This is a genomic window from Shewanella oneidensis MR-1 (genome assembly GCF_000146165.2).
Lineage (GTDB): Bacteria > Pseudomonadota > Gammaproteobacteria > Enterobacterales > Shewanellaceae > Shewanella > Shewanella oneidensis.
The window spans coordinates 2698692-2717764 of sequence record NC_004347.2; the positions used below are offsets into that span (position 1 = coordinate 2698692).

The 19073-nt window shown below is 44.7% G+C and carries 20 protein-coding genes; 8 read left to right on the forward strand and 12 right to left on the reverse strand.

Annotated elements, in window-relative coordinates:
• Window positions 1-12: 12 nt before the first annotated feature.
• A complete protein-coding gene (locus tag SO_RS11830; protein ID WP_011072521.1) occupies window positions 13-333 on the forward strand; it encodes a hypothetical protein in 321 nt (106 codons plus the stop codon).
• 178 nt (window positions 334-511) lie between these two features.
• On the opposite strand, the gene SO_RS11835 is transcribed toward SO_RS11830, so the two are convergent.
• Window positions 512-2290: a DUF885 domain-containing protein gene (locus SO_RS11835; RefSeq protein ID WP_011072522.1), complete on the reverse strand. Its 1779-nt coding sequence runs from the start codon at window positions 2288-2290 to the stop codon at window positions 512-514.
• 356 nt (window positions 2291-2646) lie between these two features.
• Between SO_RS11835 and SO_RS11840 the strand changes: the two genes are divergently transcribed.
• Together SO_RS11840 and SO_RS11845 are read left to right on the forward strand one after the other, a co-directional pair.
• Entirely contained in the window at window positions 2647-4074 is a 1428-nt protein-coding gene (locus SO_RS11840) for a DEAD/DEAH box helicase (RefSeq protein WP_011072523.1), read from the forward strand.
• Window positions 4075-4098: 24 nt separating this feature from the next.
• Window positions 4099-4593: a peptidylprolyl isomerase gene (locus tag SO_RS11845; protein ID WP_011072524.1), complete on the forward strand. Its 495-nt coding sequence runs from the start codon at window positions 4099-4101 to the stop codon at window positions 4591-4593.
• Window positions 4594-4780: 187 nt separating this feature from the next.
• Here the strand turns inward: SO_RS11845 and SO_RS11850 are convergent, their stop codons facing one another.
• Both SO_RS11850 and SO_RS11855 read right to left on the reverse strand, forming a co-directional pair.
• Window positions 4781-5221: a YcgN family cysteine cluster protein gene (locus SO_RS11850; protein WP_011072525.1), complete on the reverse strand. Its 441-nt coding sequence runs from the start codon at window positions 5219-5221 to the stop codon at window positions 4781-4783.
• Between the two features lie 394 nt (window positions 5222-5615).
• Window positions 5616-5894, reverse strand: a complete 279-nt coding sequence (locus SO_RS11855) for a YcgL domain-containing protein (protein WP_011072526.1) — start codon at window positions 5892-5894, stop codon at window positions 5616-5618.
• A gap of 123 nt (window positions 5895-6017) precedes the next feature.
• On the opposite strand from SO_RS11855, the gene minC reads away from it, so the two are divergent.
• The 3 genes from minC to minE are packed head-to-tail and all read left to right on the forward strand — an operon-like array spanning window position 6018 to window position 7780.
• Window positions 6018-6683, forward strand: a complete 666-nt coding sequence (gene minC / locus SO_RS11860) for a septum site-determining protein MinC (protein WP_011072527.1) — start codon at window positions 6018-6020, stop codon at window positions 6681-6683.
• 27 nt (window positions 6684-6710) lie between these two features.
• Entirely contained in the window at window positions 6711-7520 is an 810-nt protein-coding gene (gene minD, locus SO_RS11865; RefSeq protein ID WP_011072528.1) for a septum site-determining protein MinD, read from the forward strand.
• A gap of 2 nt (window positions 7521-7522) precedes the next feature.
• Window positions 7523-7780: a cell division topological specificity factor MinE gene (minE, locus tag SO_RS11870; protein WP_007648439.1), complete on the forward strand. Its 258-nt coding sequence runs from the start codon at window positions 7523-7525 to the stop codon at window positions 7778-7780.
• A gap of 238 nt (window positions 7781-8018) precedes the next feature.
• Here the strand turns inward: minE and rnd are convergent, their stop codons facing one another.
• The 7 genes from rnd to tsaB all read right to left on the reverse strand — a co-directional run bounded on the left by rnd (window position 8019) and on the right by tsaB (window position 14753).
• A complete protein-coding gene (gene rnd, locus SO_RS11875; protein WP_164925719.1) occupies window positions 8019-9128 on the reverse strand; it encodes a ribonuclease D in 1110 nt (369 codons plus the stop codon).
• Window positions 9129-9198: 70 nt separating this feature from the next.
• The gene (fadD, locus tag SO_RS11880) at window positions 9199-10872 is read right to left on the reverse strand and encodes a long-chain-fatty-acid--CoA ligase FadD (RefSeq protein ID WP_011072530.1); all 1674 of its coding nucleotides are present in this window, start codon (window positions 10870-10872) and stop codon (window positions 9199-9201) included.
• 197 nt (window positions 10873-11069) lie between these two features.
• On the reverse strand, window positions 11070-11936 hold the full coding sequence (locus SO_RS11885) for an alpha/beta fold hydrolase (protein WP_011072531.1): 867 nt from the start codon (window positions 11934-11936) through the stop codon (window positions 11070-11072).
• A 21-nt stretch (window positions 11937-11957) separates the two neighbouring features.
• Complete coding sequence (locus tag SO_RS11890) at window positions 11958-12770, reverse strand: class I SAM-dependent methyltransferase (protein ID WP_011072532.1); 813 nt, start codon at window positions 12768-12770, stop codon at window positions 11958-11960.
• 144 nt (window positions 12771-12914) lie between these two features.
• Complete coding sequence (locus SO_RS11895; RefSeq protein ID WP_011072533.1) at window positions 12915-13616, reverse strand: M50 family metallopeptidase; 702 nt, start codon at window positions 13614-13616, stop codon at window positions 12915-12917.
• Window positions 13609-13917: a hypothetical protein gene (locus tag SO_RS11900; RefSeq protein ID WP_011072534.1), complete on the reverse strand. Its 309-nt coding sequence runs from the start codon at window positions 13915-13917 to the stop codon at window positions 13609-13611. The genes SO_RS11895 and SO_RS11900 overlap by 8 nt, the downstream gene beginning before the upstream one ends.
• 125 nt (window positions 13918-14042) lie before the next feature.
• The gene (gene tsaB, locus SO_RS11905) at window positions 14043-14753 is read right to left on the reverse strand and encodes a tRNA (adenosine(37)-N6)-threonylcarbamoyltransferase complex dimerization subunit type 1 TsaB (protein WP_011072535.1); all 711 of its coding nucleotides are present in this window, start codon (window positions 14751-14753) and stop codon (window positions 14043-14045) included.
• 352 nt (window positions 14754-15105) lie between these two features.
• Between tsaB and hemB the strand changes: the two genes are divergently transcribed.
• Window positions 15106-16107, forward strand: a complete 1002-nt coding sequence (gene hemB / locus SO_RS11910) for a porphobilinogen synthase (protein WP_011072536.1) — start codon at window positions 15106-15108, stop codon at window positions 16105-16107.
• A 98-nt stretch (window positions 16108-16205) separates the two neighbouring features.
• Here the strand turns inward: hemB and tnpA are convergent, their stop codons facing one another.
• Entirely contained in the window at window positions 16206-16643 is a 438-nt protein-coding gene (gene tnpA, locus SO_RS11915; protein WP_011072537.1) for an IS200/IS605-like element ISSod23 family transposase, read from the reverse strand.
• A gap of 177 nt (window positions 16644-16820) precedes the next feature.
• Window positions 16821-17726, reverse strand: coding sequence for a bifunctional methionine sulfoxide reductase B/A protein (locus SO_RS11920; RefSeq protein ID WP_011072538.1), 906 nt, complete (start codon window positions 17724-17726; stop codon window positions 16821-16823).
• A 378-nt stretch (window positions 17727-18104) separates the two neighbouring features.
• Between SO_RS11920 and SO_RS11925 the strand changes: the two genes are divergently transcribed.
• A complete protein-coding gene (locus SO_RS11925; RefSeq protein ID WP_011072539.1) occupies window positions 18105-18944 on the forward strand; it encodes an isopenicillin N synthase family dioxygenase in 840 nt (279 codons plus the stop codon).
• Window positions 18945-19073 lie beyond the last annotated feature (129 nt).

Consider the following 19073-nt stretch of genomic DNA (forward strand, 5'->3'; position numbering starts at 1 on the left):
AGTGAACACCAAATGACAACTGATCTAGATTTGCAAAGCGCTATCGCTGCACTCGATGAATATGGATATGAGAAAAAAGCCTCAACGGATCTTGAGCAAGCCCGTAATAAGCAACAAATGGGGAAATATATCAAATCCCTTGATTACAGTTTACGCCGACTATTGATATTACAAGAAACCGTTAACGAATTAGTGGAAGAAAAGAAACACCAGCTTTCACAACAAGAAAACATTCAAACCTATAAAACCAAAATTATTAACCTTTCTCGAGAATTTAACATTTCCTACGAAGATGTATTAGCCGTTATGGCAGAGTTACCCGCAAAAAAATAATAACCACAGGGTTAATCCCATTAAAACATACTTTTAATTAGGCCATACAGAGCACTCTGTATGGCAAAACGTTCAATGGCCATTCTCAATCTCAGTCCATTAATTAGTACGACATATTAAATTAATTAATCCGTATTAAATAAAGGGGCAATTAATGCCCCCTTTCACTTATACAATTTTACTTCTCTAGCATTAATTGACGAATATATTTCACAGGTGCGCTACCATAGCTTAAGAATTTTTCATGGAACGCTTTTAGATCAAAATCCTTACCCTTAAGTTGCTTATATTCTTCACGGAAATCGTAAATTTCACGATAGCCTGAGTAATAGCTGGTAAGCTGCACTTGGCTCAGCGTTGCTCGGCGCCATTTACCTTCCGCTTCAGCACGTTGTTGGAAGGCCTCATCCATCATCAACGCGATGGCCTGCTCTTCCGTCATACCTTTTACATGAATGCTATAGTCTAGGATAGTGTTACAAATAACACGCAAATTCCACTTGTAATACATTAACCACATCTCTGGCTCGAAATTACCATAGCCTTCTTCTAACATCATGCGTTCGGTATAAACTGCCCACCCCTCGACCATCGCACCATTTCCAAATAAGCTTTTAACAAGGCTTGGAGATTCATTAGAATACACCAATTGAGTGTAATGCCCTGGAATGGCCTCATGAATATTTAAGATCTGTAATATCCAATGATTATATTCACGTAAATAGCTCTCGGCGGATTCATTGCTCATACCATCGAGTGGCGTAACGTTATAATAGGTATTACCTAATTTGTCATAGGGGCCAGGCGCACTAATAGAAGCGCCCGCATAACCGCGCATATACTCTGGCGTTTCACGAACCACTAACGGTTTTTTAGGATCTAACGTTACTATATTTTTTTGATTCACAAACTCAATCAACTCAGGAATTTGTTTGCGAACTTCACTAACAAAATCGTCACGTTTAACGTGTTTAGTAGATAACTTATCGATTAATTGGCGAATAGCGATTTTATTATCGCTTGGTTTTGGCGTTGTGAAATATTTAGGCCAAAGTTTATCGGTAATCTTAGCCATTTCACCTTGGACTCTGTCCTTATCTACCATGGCCTTTTGATAAAGCTGTTTTGCCGTCATGCCCGCTTGGATATCAAAGGCAAATTTTTGCTCGTACAATTCTTCACCGATCCTAAAGCTACGGGCGCCCTCTTTTTTCAATTGGCTTACCTGTGCATTTAACCAGCTAATATGCTCATTGATGGCTTTGCTAGCGATATCGAAACGGGTTTTGAACAAGGCTTTTTCAGCATCAGACAGTCCGGAATCTGCAACTTGCTTTAATAAATCATCAGAGAAAACCGAAAACGCGCCTTGGTTTTGCAGCACAGCAAGTTCAGTATGTTCAAGGGTCGGCTGTGAAATATTACCTCTTGCTGCGGCGTAATAGGCGGGAATATTCTCCATTCTAGCCAGTACAGAGCGTAATCTGTCGTCGAGTGGCGCAAAATTTTCATTGATGATTTGCGCAAAGCCTCCAGCTACGTTATAGCTGGAGGGATCCCATTGCCAAGATTTAAAACGGGTAATATCCCAAGCCATGCTACTGAGCAAGTTATCAATTAAGTGATAATCTATGGTCTCATTAGAAGTCAACGACTTAAGCTCAAACTGCTTAAGTTTGGCTTGCTGTGCTTTTACAAAGGCGAGTGTCTTTACACGACCGGCCTCATCTGGAATTTCTAAATAGCCATCATTAACATGCTTGCCACTGTATAACGCCCATGTTGGCGATAATTGCCACAAATCGTCGATAAAAGCATTACTAAACTGAGCAAAAGAAGCCGCGTTAACTTCACCACTGACCACTTTACTTGGCGTGGCTTGGTTTGATTGAGATTGGCAGCCTGCAAGGCCGGTGAGCGATAACAGGATCGCAAGAGATATGGCGGTTTTTTTCATTCTTTATTGTCCTTTTTATGTTTATACCAGCGCGTTGGTGTAAGGCTTTACCTAAGCACCTGATCAAACGAATGCTAGGCGGCTTATTTAATTTGACGATAAACACCTGAAATAGAGCTCGTCAGGCGTATTTAAAAGAACTTAAGTTAATCATATCAGCCGCATAATTGCAGCAATGTTGCAGTCTAATACATGCCCAGTTACAAATTTGTAAGCCAGTGTTTGGGTTGTACTAAGCCAACGCAGAGGTTGAGATAATCCCCTATTTTAACAATGCTACTGCTATAATAGCGTCCTGCTTCGCTGTTAGCGCCACGCTAACAGTTTGCCAATAAATCATTTAGTTGAGATCCTCAATGCCATTCTCCCAACTTGGATTACACAGCGCGCTTGTTAAAGCCGTGACTGAACTGGGTTACCAAAGCCCTACGCCAATTCAAACTCAAGCCATTCCTAGCATTCTGGCGGGGAAAAATGTGCTGGCCGCCGCCCAAACCGGTACGGGTAAAACCGCGAGTTTTGTATTGCCGTTACTGCATCGATTTGCTGACGCCCCCAAAATTCGGCCTAAACGGGTGCGCTCCATCATCCTTACCCCCACACGGGAACTGGCGCTGCAGGTTGAACAAAACATCAATCAATATGCCAAATACCTGCCGTTAACGGCCATGGCCATGTACGGCGGCGTTGATGCTGCGCCGCAAAAAAAACGTCTGATTGAAGGGGTTGATCTGCTCGTTGCAACGCCTGGGCGTTTGCTGGATATGTATACTCAAAGAGCCATTCGCTTTGATGAAGTCTCCGTATTAGTGCTGGATGAAGCCGATCGCATGCTAGATATGGGTTTTATCGAAGATATTAATAACATTATTGAAAAGCTGCCTGAGCAGCGGCAAAACCTGTTATTTTCGGCAACCTTATCAAAACAGGTCAAAGCACTGGCTAAAACCGCTATTCCGGATGCCATTGAGATTGAAATCAGTCGTAAAAATGCCGCTTCAACGCAAATTGATCAGTGGTTAACGACTGTCGATAAAGATCGAAAATCAGCGCTATTAAGCCATTTAATTAAAGAGAATAACTGGGCGCAGGCATTAATCTTTATCCAAACCAAACATGGTGCAGCCAAGCTGGTTAGCCAATTAGAAAAGCGTGGCATTGTTGCCGAAGCCTTCCACAGTGGTCGTAGCCAAGCGATTCGCGAACAACTGCTAATCGATTTTAAAGCAGGTAAAGTGCCCTTTTTAGTCGCTACAGGTGTTGTGTCACGCGGTATCGATATCGATGCGCTCGAGCGGGTGATTAACTACGATTTACCCGATGAGGCCGATGATTATATCCATCGCATTGGCCGCACCGGACGTGCCGGCAATCAAGGTGAAGCCATATCCTTTGTCTCTAAGGACGATTTTAGAAATCTATGCGCCATTGAGCGCCGTTTAGGTCATATTATCGAGCGCAAGAACATCGAGGGGTTTGAACCTAAAAAAGCGGTGCCTATTTCAATACTCGATTTTGTGCCTAAATCAGCCTCAAGATCAGCGCATAAGCCCAACAATACTGCGGCGGTAAAAGATCAAGCATCGCCCTATTCCAGTGGGAAACCCGGCACCTTTGAGGCAACTCAGGCTAAAAAGCACCGCAGTGCCAAAGCTAAGCCGCAATCCAAACAAGTGGCAAGGTTAACACCACCTCCAGTAAACGAAAGATCGGAAGCGCAGCGCACACAAGGTGAAACATCGCAACCTTTTAATCCTTGGCACAGTGGGCCAAAAACCAAATAACATCATTGAACAGAAGCACAGACTATGATTATTTTCACAACAAACTTTGGTGATATCAGTATCGAACTTGATGTTGAGCACGCCCCTGTGACCGCCAAAAACTTTATGCGTTACTGCAAAGAAGGTTTTTATGAACACACGATTTTTCACCGTGTGATCAAAGGCTTTATGATCCAAGGTGGTGGCTTTACCGCTAAAATGAAAGAAAAACCCACCCACGAGCCAATTGTTAACGAAGCTAACAAAGGGTTATCAAACGTCTTTGGTACAATTGCCATGGCGCGCACAGATGCGCCGCATTCAGCTACTGCGCAATTTTTTATCAATACCGCTAACAATGAATTCCTCGACCATACGGCAACCACCAATAACGGTTGGGGTTATGCGGTATTTGGTAAGGTGACCGCGGGACTTGAAGTGATTTTAAAAATTGAAGAGGTGAAGACAACGCGAGTAGCAGGTCATGAAGATGTGCCCCGTGAGCCTATCATTATCGAAAAAGTGACGATTATTGAATGACGTTATCTAATCAATGTATTGTGTTGCGTTACTCAGTTGTGGTCCAACAATAACGCCTCAATTCTTGATAGATAAATCTTGGGTCTTAAACTCTAAACAGAAAAAAGGAGCAATCAACCGAGATGGTTAGTTGCTCCTTTTTCTTCATTACTATCTGATATTACAAACAAAAGCTGCTTAAATGGCATTAATCCAGATCTTTGAGCGGCCATAGCACAATATGGTCTTCAATATCCTTTACCCTGCGCTCATCAACCACTTTACCTTGAATCGACATGCCCGCAAGGTGCATGGCATCTTTAGATCCCGTCAATAATGGGTGCCAGCTCGGTAATGCTCTGCCTGCAGCTAAACGACGATAGGCGCAGCTATCGGGTAGCCATGTCAGTTCATGGACATTTTGAGCTGTGATCACAGTGCATTGAGGTACATAGCGAAATCGATCACTGTAGTGCTGACAACTGGTTGTTTGGTGATCGAGCAGTAAACAAGCCGCATTGGTGTAATACAGCTCTTCCGTTTCATCATCGATTAATTTGTTTAAACAACACTTACCACAACCATCACAGAGGGACTCCCACTCTTGGGATGTCATCTCTGTTAACGTTTTACTCTGCCAAAATGCCATGTTTACGCTTATCTTCTAATCAAAAACCGCCCATGCCGTCATTTTACACCAATTCACTCGGGATACTTAATTCTCTCCGATAAATGCCCTCAGATAGCATCAAATAATCGCCCTAGATCACTGGCATCTTGCCTCCACCTTCGCCAGCTTTGCGATAAACTCAATTCACACTCCAGCATAATTGGGTATCGCGGGGATTAGGATTTAACCAAAGCACCTGCAACATTGGCTTTATTTAAACCAATCATCTGAGGGAATGCGGCATAGAGTAAGTTGCCTTGCTTAAGCCTGAGAAGAATTTGGCTGAAAATCATCGCTTGCCCTATCACACAAATGCTTATCAAGGGCAAGAGAGTCAATGTACATGCTGCTACGCGATGCAAGAACGCTTTGGCTAATCCTTAATCCCTAGGTTTTCTCTGTGTTCAGCCAATAAATTCACTTGTGGCGGGGGAATTTGTAAATAAAACCCCTTTTCTTCCAGTGCGGCTCTGACCTTGTTAATATCGGCAATACCGAGAGATTCACGCTTGACAATAGGAAACACCATCACTAACTGAGGAACCCCAAACATATCTAACAACGCCTGAGGAACATCATCAAAACAGTCCCTTTTGTTTACAAATAAGTAAGTGTCAGCCTTTCGACTACTTTTATAAACGGCACATAGCATAAGAGTATAAATATCCAATAGTTCAAACTTGCCAGTCAATGGGGCACACTATAACATGGTCGCCTAGTAATTTAATTGTAAAATCAGCGAACCGACTGATGATTTCTGGAGAATAGTGCCGGGATGTCAAAACCTAGCTTAGAGTTAAAAGGCGCAACTTTTACTCTTTCAGTGCTTCATATTAATAGCAGCGATTTAAATGCTGTCATGGCTGAATTAGATAGCAAATTGGCACAAGCCCCCCAATTTTTTCTGGGAGCTCCTTTAGTCGTCAATCTTAGCGCCATCCAAGATAGCAATTTCAATTTACGTGGCTTAAAAGAATTATTACTTTCCCGTCAGTTAGTGATCGTGGGGATCACTGGGGCGACAACCGTCCTGAGTAATCAAGCCAAGACCCTAGGGTTAGCCATAGTGAAAGCGGGTAAACAAACTGCGTCTCCCCCTCCTGCTCCACGCCAAACTAAAGTGCTGAAACAAAATATTCGCTCTGGCCAGCAGGTCTATGCAAAAAATGGCGATTTAATCATATTTGGTGCGGTAGGTAATGGCGCAGAAGTGATTGCCGATGGTAGCATTCATATTTATGGCGCATTACGGGGAAAAGCCATGGCGGGCGCAGCGGGAGACACAACTGCAGTCATCATCGCCCATTCCCTCGAGGCTGAATTGGTTTCAATTGCCGGACAGTATTGGCTCGCTGAAAATCTACAACAACATAGCTCAGATAAAAGCGGCTGTATTCGCTTAAATGGCGAGTCGCTTATCGTTGAATCATTGCCCCTCTAAATGGCATCAAAAAGGATAGAGAGAAACATGGCACAAATTATTGTTGTCACTTCAGGTAAAGGTGGTGTTGGTAAAACCACATCCAGTGCGGCGATTGCAACTGGACTTGCAATCCAAGGGCATAAAACTGTTGTTATCGATTTCGATATAGGTTTACGTAACTTAGATCTTATCATGGGCTGCGAGCGCCGAGTGGTCTATGACTTTGTCAATGTCATCAATGGCGAAGCCAACCTGAATCAAGCACTGATCAAAGACAAACGTTGTGAAAAACTGTATGTGCTGCCCGCATCTCAAACCCGCGATAAAGACGCCCTGACCAAAGAAGGCGTGGGCCGAGTCCTTGACGATTTAGCCAAAGAATTTGAATTTATTATTTGTGACTCGCCTGCTGGCATTGAACAAGGCGCGATGATGGCACTGTATTTTGCCGATATTGCCATTGTGACAACCAACCCAGAAGTGAGCTCAGTGCGTGACTCTGACCGTATTCTTGGTATGCTGCAAAGCAAGTCACGTCGCGCAGAACTTAGTTTAGAGCCGATAAAAGAATACTTACTGTTGACGCGTTATTCTCCAAGTCGCGTTAAATCAGGCGAAATGTTAAGTGTTGACGATGTGAAAGAAATCTTAGCCATTGATTTACTTGGCGTTATCCCTGAATCACAATCCGTACTCAAGGCATCTAACTCTGGTGTACCTGTGATTATCGATCAAGAAAGTGATGCAGGTGCCGCTTACAGTGACACAGTCGCGCGTTTACTGGGTGAAGATGTCCCAGTACGCTTTATTACGGAAGAGAAAAAAGGTTTCCTACAACGGATATTTGGTAGCTAATTATGTCTTTACTCGACTATTTCAAAAGCAAGAAAAAGCCTAGCACCGCGGTAATGGCGAAAGAGCGACTGCAAATTATTGTGGCCCATCAACGTGGACAACGGGACACTCCTGACTATTTCCCACAGATGAAACAAGAAATCATCGCCGTGATCCGCAAATATGTGCAGATTTCTGACGATCAAGTTTCAGTGCAATTAGATCAGAACGACGATAACTTGTCGGTACTCGAACTTAACGTGACATTGCCAGACAGATAAGTCGAGCGTGGACGTCATCCTCAGGTGAGGATGACGTTTTCTGCTGTGCGTTTTGTAGAATCATGGGCGAAATAAGGTGAGCTAAATAAGCTAAACCTTGGTGCTTCGATAACAGCCTCAACGATTGCCAAGACCTCGACTTTCCTTAAGATGTTAAATGTAAGCTTTCAACTCTGCTTTTAAACTTCATTAAAAATAAGCTCTTAAACATCGCCTTCTGCCAGCATTACCCTCAAGATTAGACCTCAAGTTTTGCCAATGACTCGGCCGCAATCTCCCCGCGCCAACCGCTTAATACTGTCGGCAATTCCCCTTGCTGTTTATCCCAACGCCATTGTAAATACTCATGAATATGACGCTTTGAACCTAACATTTCCATCAGAATGGCATGTTGCTCACAGAGTTCTGTTAAACTGGTTTTAATGGTCTTAAAGGCTGATTTATAACCGGGTTTAAGCGCCAATACATCAACTAACTCTGGTGGATTACTTAAGTCGGCAGTCTGCATTACCCGTAAAATATCTTTACCGTGGATGCGCTTTTCCTGCTCGGTCAAATCGTTCAGTTTGAGCAAATCACTCATGCTCTTAGGTTGTTTTTTCGCTAGCGCAATCAAACCATGATCTTTAATCACAAAGCCTAAGGCTAAATCCCGCGCTAAGGCTTTTTCTAAGCGCCATTTGGCTAACACTTTAAGGTAAGCCAATTGATGCTCGGTGAGCTGAAAGGCATTTTTCACCTTAAGGTATGCAGTTTCGGCATCAGGCGAGGCTAAACGCCCTTCGGTCATCCGCTCGCCTTCTTCATAGAGCCAGTCTAAGCGGTCCTGAGTTTGAAGCTTTTCAGCTAATTGCGGATAAAGTTGGTACAGGTATAACACATCATTTGCCGCATAACTGAGCTGGGCATCGGTCAAAGGGCGGCGCATCCAGTCGGTACGCGACTCGCCCTTATCAATCACTTCACCTAAGCAAGTTTCAACTAACTTGGCATAACCTAAGCCATGACCCATACCACATAGCGAAGCGGCGATTTGGCTATCAAATAAGGGAGTAGGTTGGCGCTGGCCATAGTGGGCAAACACTTCTAAATCCTCACTACAGGAATGCACCAGTTTGATAATATTCGGATTATCCAGCAAAGCCCAAAATGCACTGAGATCGGGCAAAGCAATAGGGTCAATCAAGGCTAAGGTTTTACCATCATAAGCTTGAATGAGGCCAAGCTTAGCGTAATAAGTACGAGTGCGCACAAACTCGGTATCTAACACAAGTAGCGGACTTTGTTGATATTGAGCGACGAGGGCATTGAGGCTCGCTTCGTCACTCACATACTGAAACACTGACAAATTCTTCTCCAGTTCCTGTGAGTAATTACAATCCATAAAAACAAAAGCCGGCTTATTGCCGGCTTCAATCTTACGCACGCTTAACTTCGTCTCTAAGTTCTCGTCGCAGGATCTTACCCACATTGGTTTTAGGTAACTCGTCCCTAAATTCTACCAGCTTCGGTACTTTATATCCCGTTAAATGCACACGGCAATGCTTAATGATGTCTTCAGCGGTTAAAGATTTATCTTTTTTCACCACAAATACCTTCACTAATTCACCGCTGGCGTCATTGGGCACACCCACTGCTGCCACTTCAATCACCTTAGGATGTAAGGCAACCACCTCTTCGACTTCATTGGGGAATACGTTAAAACCAGACACTAAAATCATGTCCTTCTTACGATCGACAATATAGAAGAATCCCTGCTCATCCATATAGCCGATATCACCCGTGGCGAGCCAACCGTCATTATCAATCACTTTGGCGGTTTCTTCTGGACGTTGCCAATACCCTTTCATGATCTGTGGGCCTTTACCGAACAGCTCACCAGTCTCACCTTGCGGTAAGACATTACCCGCATCATCGCGCACTTGGATCAAGGTTGATGGCGCAGGAAAACCGATAGAACCGTTGTAACCATCTAAATTATATGGACAACAGGTTAATAACGGTGAAGCTTCTGTTAGGCCATAACCTTCGAGTAAACGAGTTTTGGTAATGTTCTGCCATTTATCGGCCACGGCTTTTTGCACTGCCATGCCGCCACCGATGGAGAGTTTTAGACGAGAGAAATCTAACTCAGAAAAATCACTACTGTTAACTAAAGCATTGAATAAGGTGTTGACACCTGTCAGCGCGGTAAAGGGGTATTTTTTGAGTTCAGCCACAAAACCAGGGATATCACGAGGGTTAGTGATCAATAGGTTTTGACTGCCCTTGTGTAAAAACAGCAAGCAGTTCACGGTTAACGCAAAAATATGGTAAAGCGGCAATGCTGTTACCACAAATTCACTACCATCTCGCAGCGCAGGCGAATAAGCACCATTTGCCTGCAATACGTTCGCCACGACATTGCTGTGGGTCAACATGGCACCCTTTGAAACCCCAGTCGTACCACCGGTATACTGTAAAAATGCGAGGTCATCCCCTGTAATAACAGGTTTGACGTACTGCATACGTCGACCTCTTGACAGCGTTTCGCGCATTGAAAGTGCATGGGGTAAATCGTATTTTGGTACCAGTTTTTTGATGTATTTAACAACAAAGTTCACTAAAGTGCGTTTTGGCGCACTTAAGAGATCCCCAAGTCCAGTGATAATCACACTCTTAACAGGCGTCTGATCGACCACTTCTTCTAATGTTCGAGCAAAGTTCGACACCACCACAATCGCTTTCGCACCCGAATCAATTAACTGGTGTTTTAATTCGCGAGGGGTGTATAGTGGGTTAACGTTAACCACCACCATGCCAGCACGTAAAATACCGAAGAGCGCAATGGGGTACTGCAATAAATTGGGCATCATGAGTGCAACACGGTCGCCCTTCTGCAGCTTCAATTCATTTTGTAAATAAGCAGCAAACGCGCGACTGCGTTCTTCGAGTTTGCGGTAAGTTAGCGTGGCCCCCATGTTGATAAATGCAGGTTGATCCGCATACTTAGCCACCGCGGTCTCGAACATATCGATAAGCGATGAATACTGATCCACATTAATCTCAGCAGGCACATCTTTTGGTAAATGTCTAATCCAAGGCTGATCCACTACTTTCTCCTAAATCCCCACAACTGCGGACACGGTATCCTTACTACCGTCAATACTCGACAAATAACGAGTGAAAATACCGACTTACATGTTATTGTTATTGATTTACCCGTATAAATCATACGGGCGTTTTAATTTTGATCATCATCACATAAAAAAACAAAAAACCTAGCGTCTTTTTTATGTGATCAAAAGCATTAATCGACAAAACGCTGGATTAATTGTCCGACTGCTTGTGCGTTATCCATATGTACATGATGGTCACCCTCGAGCATATGCTCAGATAAATTGCTGAACCATTTCCTAGCCTTAGGCAGTGCAGCATGCAATTGGCTAAAGCCTTGTTTGCCGCAGATGAGCAAGGTTGACACTGGAATATTCTGCATAAGGGCATCGACCTGCTCAAAGGTCAGTCGCATTGGCGAATCGAGTCGTAATCTTGGGTCACTGCGCCAAACAACTCCATCAGAAGTTGCTTGCATATTGCGTTCGAGTAGCAGGCGGCACCAAGGCTCGGCCAATCCAGTTAAGTGCACTCTGGCCTTAACCGCGGTATTGATACTATCGTAACCTCTGATCTGCTTATGCTTTTGTGCTAAAAACTTCTCATGTTGATAAAAGCTTTTCCTCAACCGTGATTTTGCTTGAGACGCTGACTCAAACAAGGGGCTTAAGGCTTCAATTAAAATCAGTTTGTTTACCTTTTCAGGAAACGCTGCTGTATACGCGGAGGCGACAATTCCCCCTAACGAATGCCCCATAATAGCCTGTGGCTTTTGTGGTAAAACAGCCAATAACGCATCAAGATCGTATAAATAGTCAATCCAATGCAATGGGTAATGCCCTGGGCGATGCGCAGAAAAACCATGACCAGGCCAATCTATAGCAAGTATTTGATAATCAGATAAATAGTCCGCGAGCGGTTCGAAACTGTTGGCATTGTCTAACCACCCATGCAACGCGAGTATTAACGGCTTATCTTTCGTCCCCCATAATCGACCACTCAGCTTGATATGGGGTAACACAAACTGGACTTGATTTTGGGGGGCGAAAGATTGCCACATATTGCCTCTAATGTCAGGTGATCAGCGGGATTTTTTGATAAATTTGAGCGTCATGCGATCACTCTCACCAATTGCTTGGTATTTTTCTTTATCTGTATCACCTAAGGCAAAGGAAGGCGGCAGTGTCCATACACCTTTAGCGTAATCCTTAGTGTCTTTTGGGTTAGCATTAATTTCTGAGCTCTCAGCTAAGGTAAATCCCACTTTTTCTGCCAGCGCGATCATCTCTGCTTGATCCATATAGCCGCTGCTCATACTCATACCTTTATTCGCCCTGTGCTCAACAACACCAAATACCCCACCATCTTTAAGCACTTTATAGGAGGCCGAAAACACATTTTCGAGCTGATCGCTTGAGGCCCAGTTATGTAAATTACGGAAGGTTAACACTAAATCAGCACTCGCATCAGCACCTAAGTTCATTTTGTGTGGAGGATCGAAAGTCACCGCCTTTGCATTTCCCAATAAGGCTTTATTGGCCGTCATCCAAGCATCATACTTAGTCCCCGCATTGGCGCGGTATCGATTGCCTGGGGTGTCAGTGCTTGGGTTAGTTTCATAGCTGGCAGCGATATATTGCCCTTTAGGTGCAAGGTAAGGAGCAAGGATCTCACTATACCAACCATTTCCCGGCCACAATTCAATGACGGTATGCGTTGGGGAAATGCCGAAAAAGGTAAGAGTTTCAGCGGGGTGACGATAGATATCGCGGCTCGAATTTTTTGCTTGGCGAAAATCGCTCTTAATGGCTTTATCTAACGCGTCATCGGCATTGGCCATACCTGAGCAGAGACCAGCAATAAGCAGACTGGCGACTAATGTAACTTTTTTCATAATAATTCTCCTTGGATACCGAAGGCTTAACCTAACAGCCTATATTAAAAAATCCAAGAAATAGCCGCACAAGTTAACGTTTAAGGCTGTAAATATTTGTGATGGGTTTTAAGCAATTTGCATAAATGCGCCTTAACACTATGGTTACTGAGCAGAATCAATTCGGCGCCATGCAAAAAACAAGGCACAGGCGCTGCAAAATAGCCAAATCCCCACCCAAATCCATGCGGGGATCCAAGAATGTTGCGCAAGTAACACCGCATCGCCCTGACCATCCAAACCGAGCAGCACTGTCGGGCTTGCAAGTGCATTGAGCATGATCACCAAGCCGATAATGCGTAAAAATTGAGTCAGTATTTTGTTTTTGCTGAGTTTCAAAGGCAATAACAGCACTATTGTCAGCACGACTAAGATAGCCATTGTTAACAAATCGCGGCCCCAAAGCACACCGCTAAATACGACTAATGCTCCTAAAAAAGCAAAACTGACACGAATCCCTCTAGGCCAAGTGGCCAACAAATAAATGATATACCCCCAACATGCCGCACCAAAATAACCTGCAAATCCAATCATAATTGTTGAACCGCCTTGGCTAAAACACAAACCTGCGCCATTGGGAAATAATTGAATATGGCTGACGATGCCACCACTGAGCACGGTCGCAATCCCATGGGATAACTCATGAAAATAACTTTCGAGCCATTTAAAAGGCACACTGATATAAGGAATACGCGTAATTAACAGCGCTAGCATTAGCTCGATAATAAATAAACCGCGACTCGGAAGACCCGCTGTTAAATGAGGTACGAAGCGAGATGGGGACGATACTGACGCTTTATCAGGCATAAATATCCACACCAACCATTTGCTGAATTTCTTCACGTTTGGCGGCATGTTGTGTTTGCAGATATTGGGCTATCGCCCCTTGGTGGCCTCGGGTATTTTGCTCATATTCGAGCTGGGCACCGAGTCTAGATTGTAGGTTTTGTGTTGATTCTTCAGCGATATCATCAAAGGCTAAGGCTGAAACCGCATCAAGCTCAATCACAGGGCGCGACGCTTGTGTGGGCGACATTCCCTGTATGATGGCGGGACGATTACTCGCAACCGCCTGTGTCAAACTTGTTTGAAGCGAATTTACCTGCATCGAGATGCTCAGCTTAAAATGCCCTGTTTGAGATAGTACCTAGATTAGACCTACCGCCTTGCATCAACTCAAGTGGCGATGCAGCTACTTTAGATTCTAACGTATCACGGGGAAAAATGAACAGTTTATTCACGCCCCGGTAACTTTTTCCATGTCACTGTATCGCGCAAATATACTGGCTCAAGTTCATCAACGCTTGTCGTTAATCCAGCTTTGATCCCCACTTCAGCCAGCGTTAACATTGCCCGTGCATCGGGATACTTCACCTCTGCTAATGGGGTGATACCTTTGCCAAAACTGAACAAATTAGGATAAGCATCAAAACCTGTACCGCAGCCCACAATAGGTTTATTCATCTCTAAAGCAAGTTGGATCTGTTCAGGCGCACTCACCACCTCTTGGCCAACCAAGGTCGCAATACCATCGACTGCCACAAATTGCCCCCAATAGACTTCCCCCATGCGCGCATCGATACAGCAAAGCACTTGCTCGGCAGCATGTTCAGCAATCGCCATTTGTGCCATGGCCGCTAAGGTCGAAATGCCAATCACGGGCAAATCTAACCCAAGGGCTAAGCCTTGCGTCATGCTAGTACAAATCCGAATACCGGTAAAACTGCCAGGACCACGACCATAGGCAATGACATCTAATTTATCTAAGCCGATATCGGCTTGTTTTAGCACGGATTCCACCATAGGTAACAAGCGCTGGCTATGCTCCCTTGGTGCATCAGCTAACTCAGCATAAACCTGCCCTTGATAATACAGGGCTGCCGAACAGGCTTCGGTACAAGTGTCTAGGGCGAGAATACAAACAGAGTCTTGAGGTATCGTCATATAAAAACCGTGCTGAGGATATGGTTGAAAAAGGTCGACATCGCGAGCAATGCCTATCACCATACCAAGTGTAAATTGGCGCAAATGATAACATCAAATAATCGAAAGCAAAGGCTTAAAAACGGCAGTGATTAGGCACGTTTGCTTGAGTCTCAGTTTGTGATCGCTATCACTAACTCAAAAACTCCCTTAGCCTTTAGCAAAATAGTGGGAAACTTTTCTCGCGTTCAAGGTCTGAGCAATCAGTGCAGAACATTCTGCCTACACATACCAAAGCATCGATTTTTTTCCGTCTCCCCTTTTTGCGCGAAGCTTCGCGTTATGCTTTGCAAAGTATTAATAAGGAAATTCAATGAGCAGCACACGAGAAAATACCATCGCCCCCCTTCGCCGTTTAAGACGCCTGCGCCGCACCGAGGCCATGCGTGATCTGGTACGTGAAACCCATGTCTCACTCTCCGACTTGATCCACCCACTCTTTATTGAAGAACACATTAACCAAGCTGTGCCAATTTCAACCCTGCCGGGGATTTGCCGTCTGCCCGAAAGCGCACTTGCCGATGAGATCCAAAGGCTCTATGCCTTAGGGATCCGCTATGTGATGCCCTTTGGGATTTCCCATACCAAAGATCCACAGGGCAGCGACACTTGGAATGACAATGGATTGCTCGCACGGATGATCCGTACCATAAAAGCCACCGCGCCAGAGATGATGGTGATCCCCGATATTTGTTTTTGTGAATATACCGACCATGGACACTGCGGCGTGTTGCACCAAGACGAAGTCTGTAACGACCAAACCGTGGCTAACTTAGTCAAACAATCCGTCACCGCCGCTAAAGCGGGAGCTGATATGTTGGCGCCATCAGCAATGATGGATGGTCAAATTAAAGCGATACGACAAGGGCTGGATGAAGCAGGCTTTGAACACGTAGCCATTTTGGCCCACGCAGCCAAGTTCGCCTCCTCTTTCTACGGGCCTTTTAGGGCCGCTGTAGATTGTGAACTCAGTGGTAACCGCAAAGGCTATCAGCTCGATTACGCCAATGGCCGCCAAGCATTGCTCGAAGCACTGCTCGATGAGGAAGAAGGCGCAGATATTTTGATGGTAAAACCCGGCACGCCATATTTGGATGTATTAAGTCGCCTAAGACAAGAAACCCACCTCCCCTTAGCGGCCTATCAAGTGGGTGGCGAATATGCAGGTATTAAATTTGCTGCGCTGGCGGGCGCCCTCGATGAGCGCGCCGTTGTCACTGAAACCTTTATCGGTTTAAAACGGGCTGGTGCCGATTTAATTGTCAGTTATTACACTAAACAATATGCCGAGTGGTTAGCAGAGTTACGCGAATAAGGTTAAGTATCCTACTTTTTACCTAAGAAATTCAGTAAAGAATCCGCCTTCTTAGAAGGCGGCTTTGACTTGCCCCTGGAAGGGGCTATTCCAAGAACCTACATCATCTGCAACGACAATTGAGCCTCATGTTCCTGATCTTGTTTATCTTGGTGGCGCACATATCGTCTAATGATTTCTTCATTAACACCTACTGTATCTACAAAATAACCTCTGGCCCAAAAGCTATTGCCCCATTGCTTTTTACGTACATGAGGGAATTTATTGAATAGCCTTATCGCACTTCTTCCTTTCAATACTCCCATCAACGTTGATACTGACAGCTTCGGCGGGATTATGACTACCAAGTGAACGTGGTCGATCTGAACGTTTAATTCTAAAGCCTCACAACCCTTCATATTGCAAAGGATATAAATTGACCTGTATAACTCCTTACCAAGGTTTCCTTTTAAAATTTTAAAACGGTACTTCGGAGTCCAAACAATATGATATTTGCAACGCCAATAAACATGTGATGAACTTCTATAATCGCCCATGCTTTTCGTTTCCTCTTACTTGTGGTGAATAAGAAGTCTCTTTTAGCATGGGCGTAATTCAGGCTATAGCCTCAAGGAACAATCACCACCGCCAGAGGCGGTGGTTTTGGGATGACAATAAAAACGCCACCTTGACGGTGGCGGTTAATTCAAAAAATCCGAAAGTTAATCAGTATGTTAAACTTGCAGTTCGGCAAATAATGCTCTGATTTTTTCGACCTTTGGCCGCACCACGATTTGGCAATAGGGCTGCTCGCCATGCAGGGCAAAGTAGTCATTGTGGTACGCTTCAGCAGGATAAAACGACTCAAATGCCACCACTTGGGTGACGATTGGCGCATCAAATACCCGTGCCTCAGTTAACTTGGCGATCATGGCGTTGGCTTCATCAACCTGAGTTGCATCGTGGGCAAAAACCACGGAGCGATATTGCGGCCCTTTATCATTGCCTTGACGATTTAAAGTGGTCGGGTCGTGACTCTCAAATAACACCTGCAACAGCGTGGTAAAGGCGATTTGCTCAGGGTCAAACTCAATGTGCACCACCTCAGCATGCCCCGTTTGTCCAGAACACACAGATTTATAGTCGGCATCGCTCGCCTCGCCGCCAGAGTAACCTGATCTGACGTTCAGCACGCCCTTAAGGCTCTTGAAAATCGCTTCAACACACCAAAAACAGCCAGCGCCAAAGGTGGCAAAAGCATGTTTTGGGGCAATATCTTCGGCTTCATCCTGGGCTTTAAACAACATCGAGACAGAATTAACGCAGTGGCGAATATTCTTCGGCGTTAAAAACTCCCCTTCAAAAACATGGCCCAAATGCCCGCCACACTGGCTGCAAACGATTTCGGTGCGGCGACCATCAGCGTCGATATGACGGCTAACGGCACCCGGAATTTCATCATCAAAGGCAGGCCAACCGCAATGGGCATTAAACTTATCTTCTGAACGATACAAAGGCGTATGGCATTTTTTGCACAAATACACCCCTTTGGCATCGTGTTGATAATACTGGCCACTAAAGGGGCGTTCGGTGCCCTTTTCTTCTATGACATAGCGTTCAAAATCAGTCAGTTTGTTCATAAAAGTATCCTTTAGCTCCTTAGGTATTCGCCTGCATAAGACCGTTTCACTCTCAGGTTTATTTCGCCCCAGCCTGAATTGGCTTTTTTAGCATAGTAGCTGCTTTGGGCGATAAAATCCTGCTGATTGAGGAGATGCTTAAATAACTGAAGGAAAATTCAGCAGTGCTTTATACCCATGGTTGTGAATGTTTGCGCCAAGTACAGCGCAACGCTACACTTGCTGCGGGTCAATTCTCTACCCAAACCTTTCTATATGCCAGCTTAAACACTAGGACTAAGCAAGCCATACCAATAATGAGATAAGTGGCAATGACCACTTACCTTTATCTTTAGATAAGCGTTTGGTTAACAATCACTTATAACAAGTAGAAACAATATGAAATTAGAAACCATTGATTATCGCGCTGCCGATAGTGCTAAACGCTTTGTCGAATCCCTACGCGAAACAGGCTTTGGGGTACTGTCTAACCACCCCATTGATAAAGAGTTGGTTGAGCGTATCTACACAGAGTGGCAAGCATTTTTTAACTCCGAAGCCAAAAACGAGTTTATGTTCAACCGTGAAACCCACGATGGTTTCTTCCCTGCGTCGATTTCAGAAACCGCAAAAGGCCACACAGTTAAAGACATCAAAGAGTATTACCACGTGTATCCTTGGGGTCGGATCCCTGACTCACTGCGCGCCAATATACTGGCCTACTATGAAAAAGCTAATACGCTGGCATCTGAACTCTTAGAGTGGATTGAAACCTACTCACCTGACGAGATCAAAGCCAAGTTTTCCATTCCGCTACCGGAGATGATCGCCAACAGCCATAAAACACTGCTGCGTATTCTGCATTACCCTCCCATGACGGGCGATGAAGAAATGGGCGCTATCCGCGCTGCCGCCCATGAGGATATTAACCTGATCACTGTACTGCCTACGGCGAACGAACCGGGATTACAGGTTAAGGCGAAAGATGGCTCATGGTTAGATGTACCGAGTGATTTTGGCAATATTATCATCAACATTGGTGATATGTTACAGGAGGCCTCGGACGGTTATTTCCCATCGACTTCACATCGAGTGATTAACCCAGAAGGCACAGATAAAACTAAATCTCGTATCTCCCTCCCCTTATTCCTGCACCCACATCCTTCGGTTGTACTGTCAGAGCGTTATACAGCTGACAGTTATCTAATGGAAAGACTGCGCGAACTTGGCGTACTCTGATTAATTTCGCTTACGCTAGCGAAACGAGCGTTGAGTTCAAAGTCGCATCAAGATTGAGCAATTAAGCGCCTTCGGGCGCTTTTTTTATGACATTCGCCGCCTTCAAGGTAGAATAGTCGTCTTTAAGTC

What these genes read in the sequence shown, in the direction of transcription:
- SO_RS11830 (WP_011072521.1), top strand. Translation starts at nt 13, where the DNA reads ATGACAACTGATCTAGATTTGCAAAGCGCTATCGCTGCACTCGATGAA.
- SO_RS11835 (WP_011072522.1), bottom strand. Translation starts at nt 2,290, where the DNA reads ATGAAAAAAACCGCCATATCTCTTGCGATCCTGTTATCGCTCACCGGC.
- SO_RS11840 (WP_011072523.1), top strand. Translation starts at nt 2,647, where the DNA reads ATGCCATTCTCCCAACTTGGATTACACAGCGCGCTTGTTAAAGCCGTG.
- SO_RS11845 (WP_011072524.1), top strand. Translation starts at nt 4,099, where the DNA reads ATGATTATTTTCACAACAAACTTTGGTGATATCAGTATCGAACTTGAT.
- SO_RS11850 (WP_011072525.1), bottom strand. Translation starts at nt 5,221, where the DNA reads ATGGCATTTTGGCAGAGTAAAACGTTAACAGAGATGACATCCCAAGAG.
- SO_RS11855 (WP_011072526.1), bottom strand. Translation starts at nt 5,894, where the DNA reads ATGCTATGTGCCGTTTATAAAAGTAGTCGAAAGGCTGACACTTACTTA.
- minC (WP_011072527.1), top strand. Translation starts at nt 6,018, where the DNA reads ATGTCAAAACCTAGCTTAGAGTTAAAAGGCGCAACTTTTACTCTTTCA.
- minD (WP_011072528.1), top strand. Translation starts at nt 6,711, where the DNA reads ATGGCACAAATTATTGTTGTCACTTCAGGTAAAGGTGGTGTTGGTAAA.
- minE (WP_007648439.1), top strand. Translation starts at nt 7,523, where the DNA reads ATGTCTTTACTCGACTATTTCAAAAGCAAGAAAAAGCCTAGCACCGCG.
- SO_RS11885 (WP_011072531.1), bottom strand. Translation starts at nt 11,936, where the DNA reads ATGTGGCAATCTTTCGCCCCCCAAAATCAAGTCCAGTTTGTGTTACCC.
- SO_RS11890 (WP_011072532.1), bottom strand. Translation starts at nt 12,770, where the DNA reads ATGAAAAAAGTTACATTAGTCGCCAGTCTGCTTATTGCTGGTCTCTGC.
- SO_RS11895 (WP_011072533.1), bottom strand. Translation starts at nt 13,616, where the DNA reads ATGCCTGATAAAGCGTCAGTATCGTCCCCATCTCGCTTCGTACCTCAT.
- SO_RS11900 (WP_011072534.1), bottom strand. Translation starts at nt 13,917, where the DNA reads ATGCAGGTAAATTCGCTTCAAACAAGTTTGACACAGGCGGTTGCGAGT.
- tsaB (WP_011072535.1), bottom strand. Translation starts at nt 14,753, where the DNA reads ATGACGATACCTCAAGACTCTGTTTGTATTCTCGCCCTAGACACTTGT.
- hemB (WP_011072536.1), top strand. Translation starts at nt 15,106, where the DNA reads ATGAGCAGCACACGAGAAAATACCATCGCCCCCCTTCGCCGTTTAAGA.
- tnpA (WP_011072537.1), bottom strand. Translation starts at nt 16,643, where the DNA reads ATGGGCGATTATAGAAGTTCATCACATGTTTATTGGCGTTGCAAATAT.
- SO_RS11920 (WP_011072538.1), bottom strand. Translation starts at nt 17,726, where the DNA reads ATGAACAAACTGACTGATTTTGAACGCTATGTCATAGAAGAAAAGGGC.
- SO_RS11925 (WP_011072539.1), top strand. Translation starts at nt 18,105, where the DNA reads ATGAAATTAGAAACCATTGATTATCGCGCTGCCGATAGTGCTAAACGC.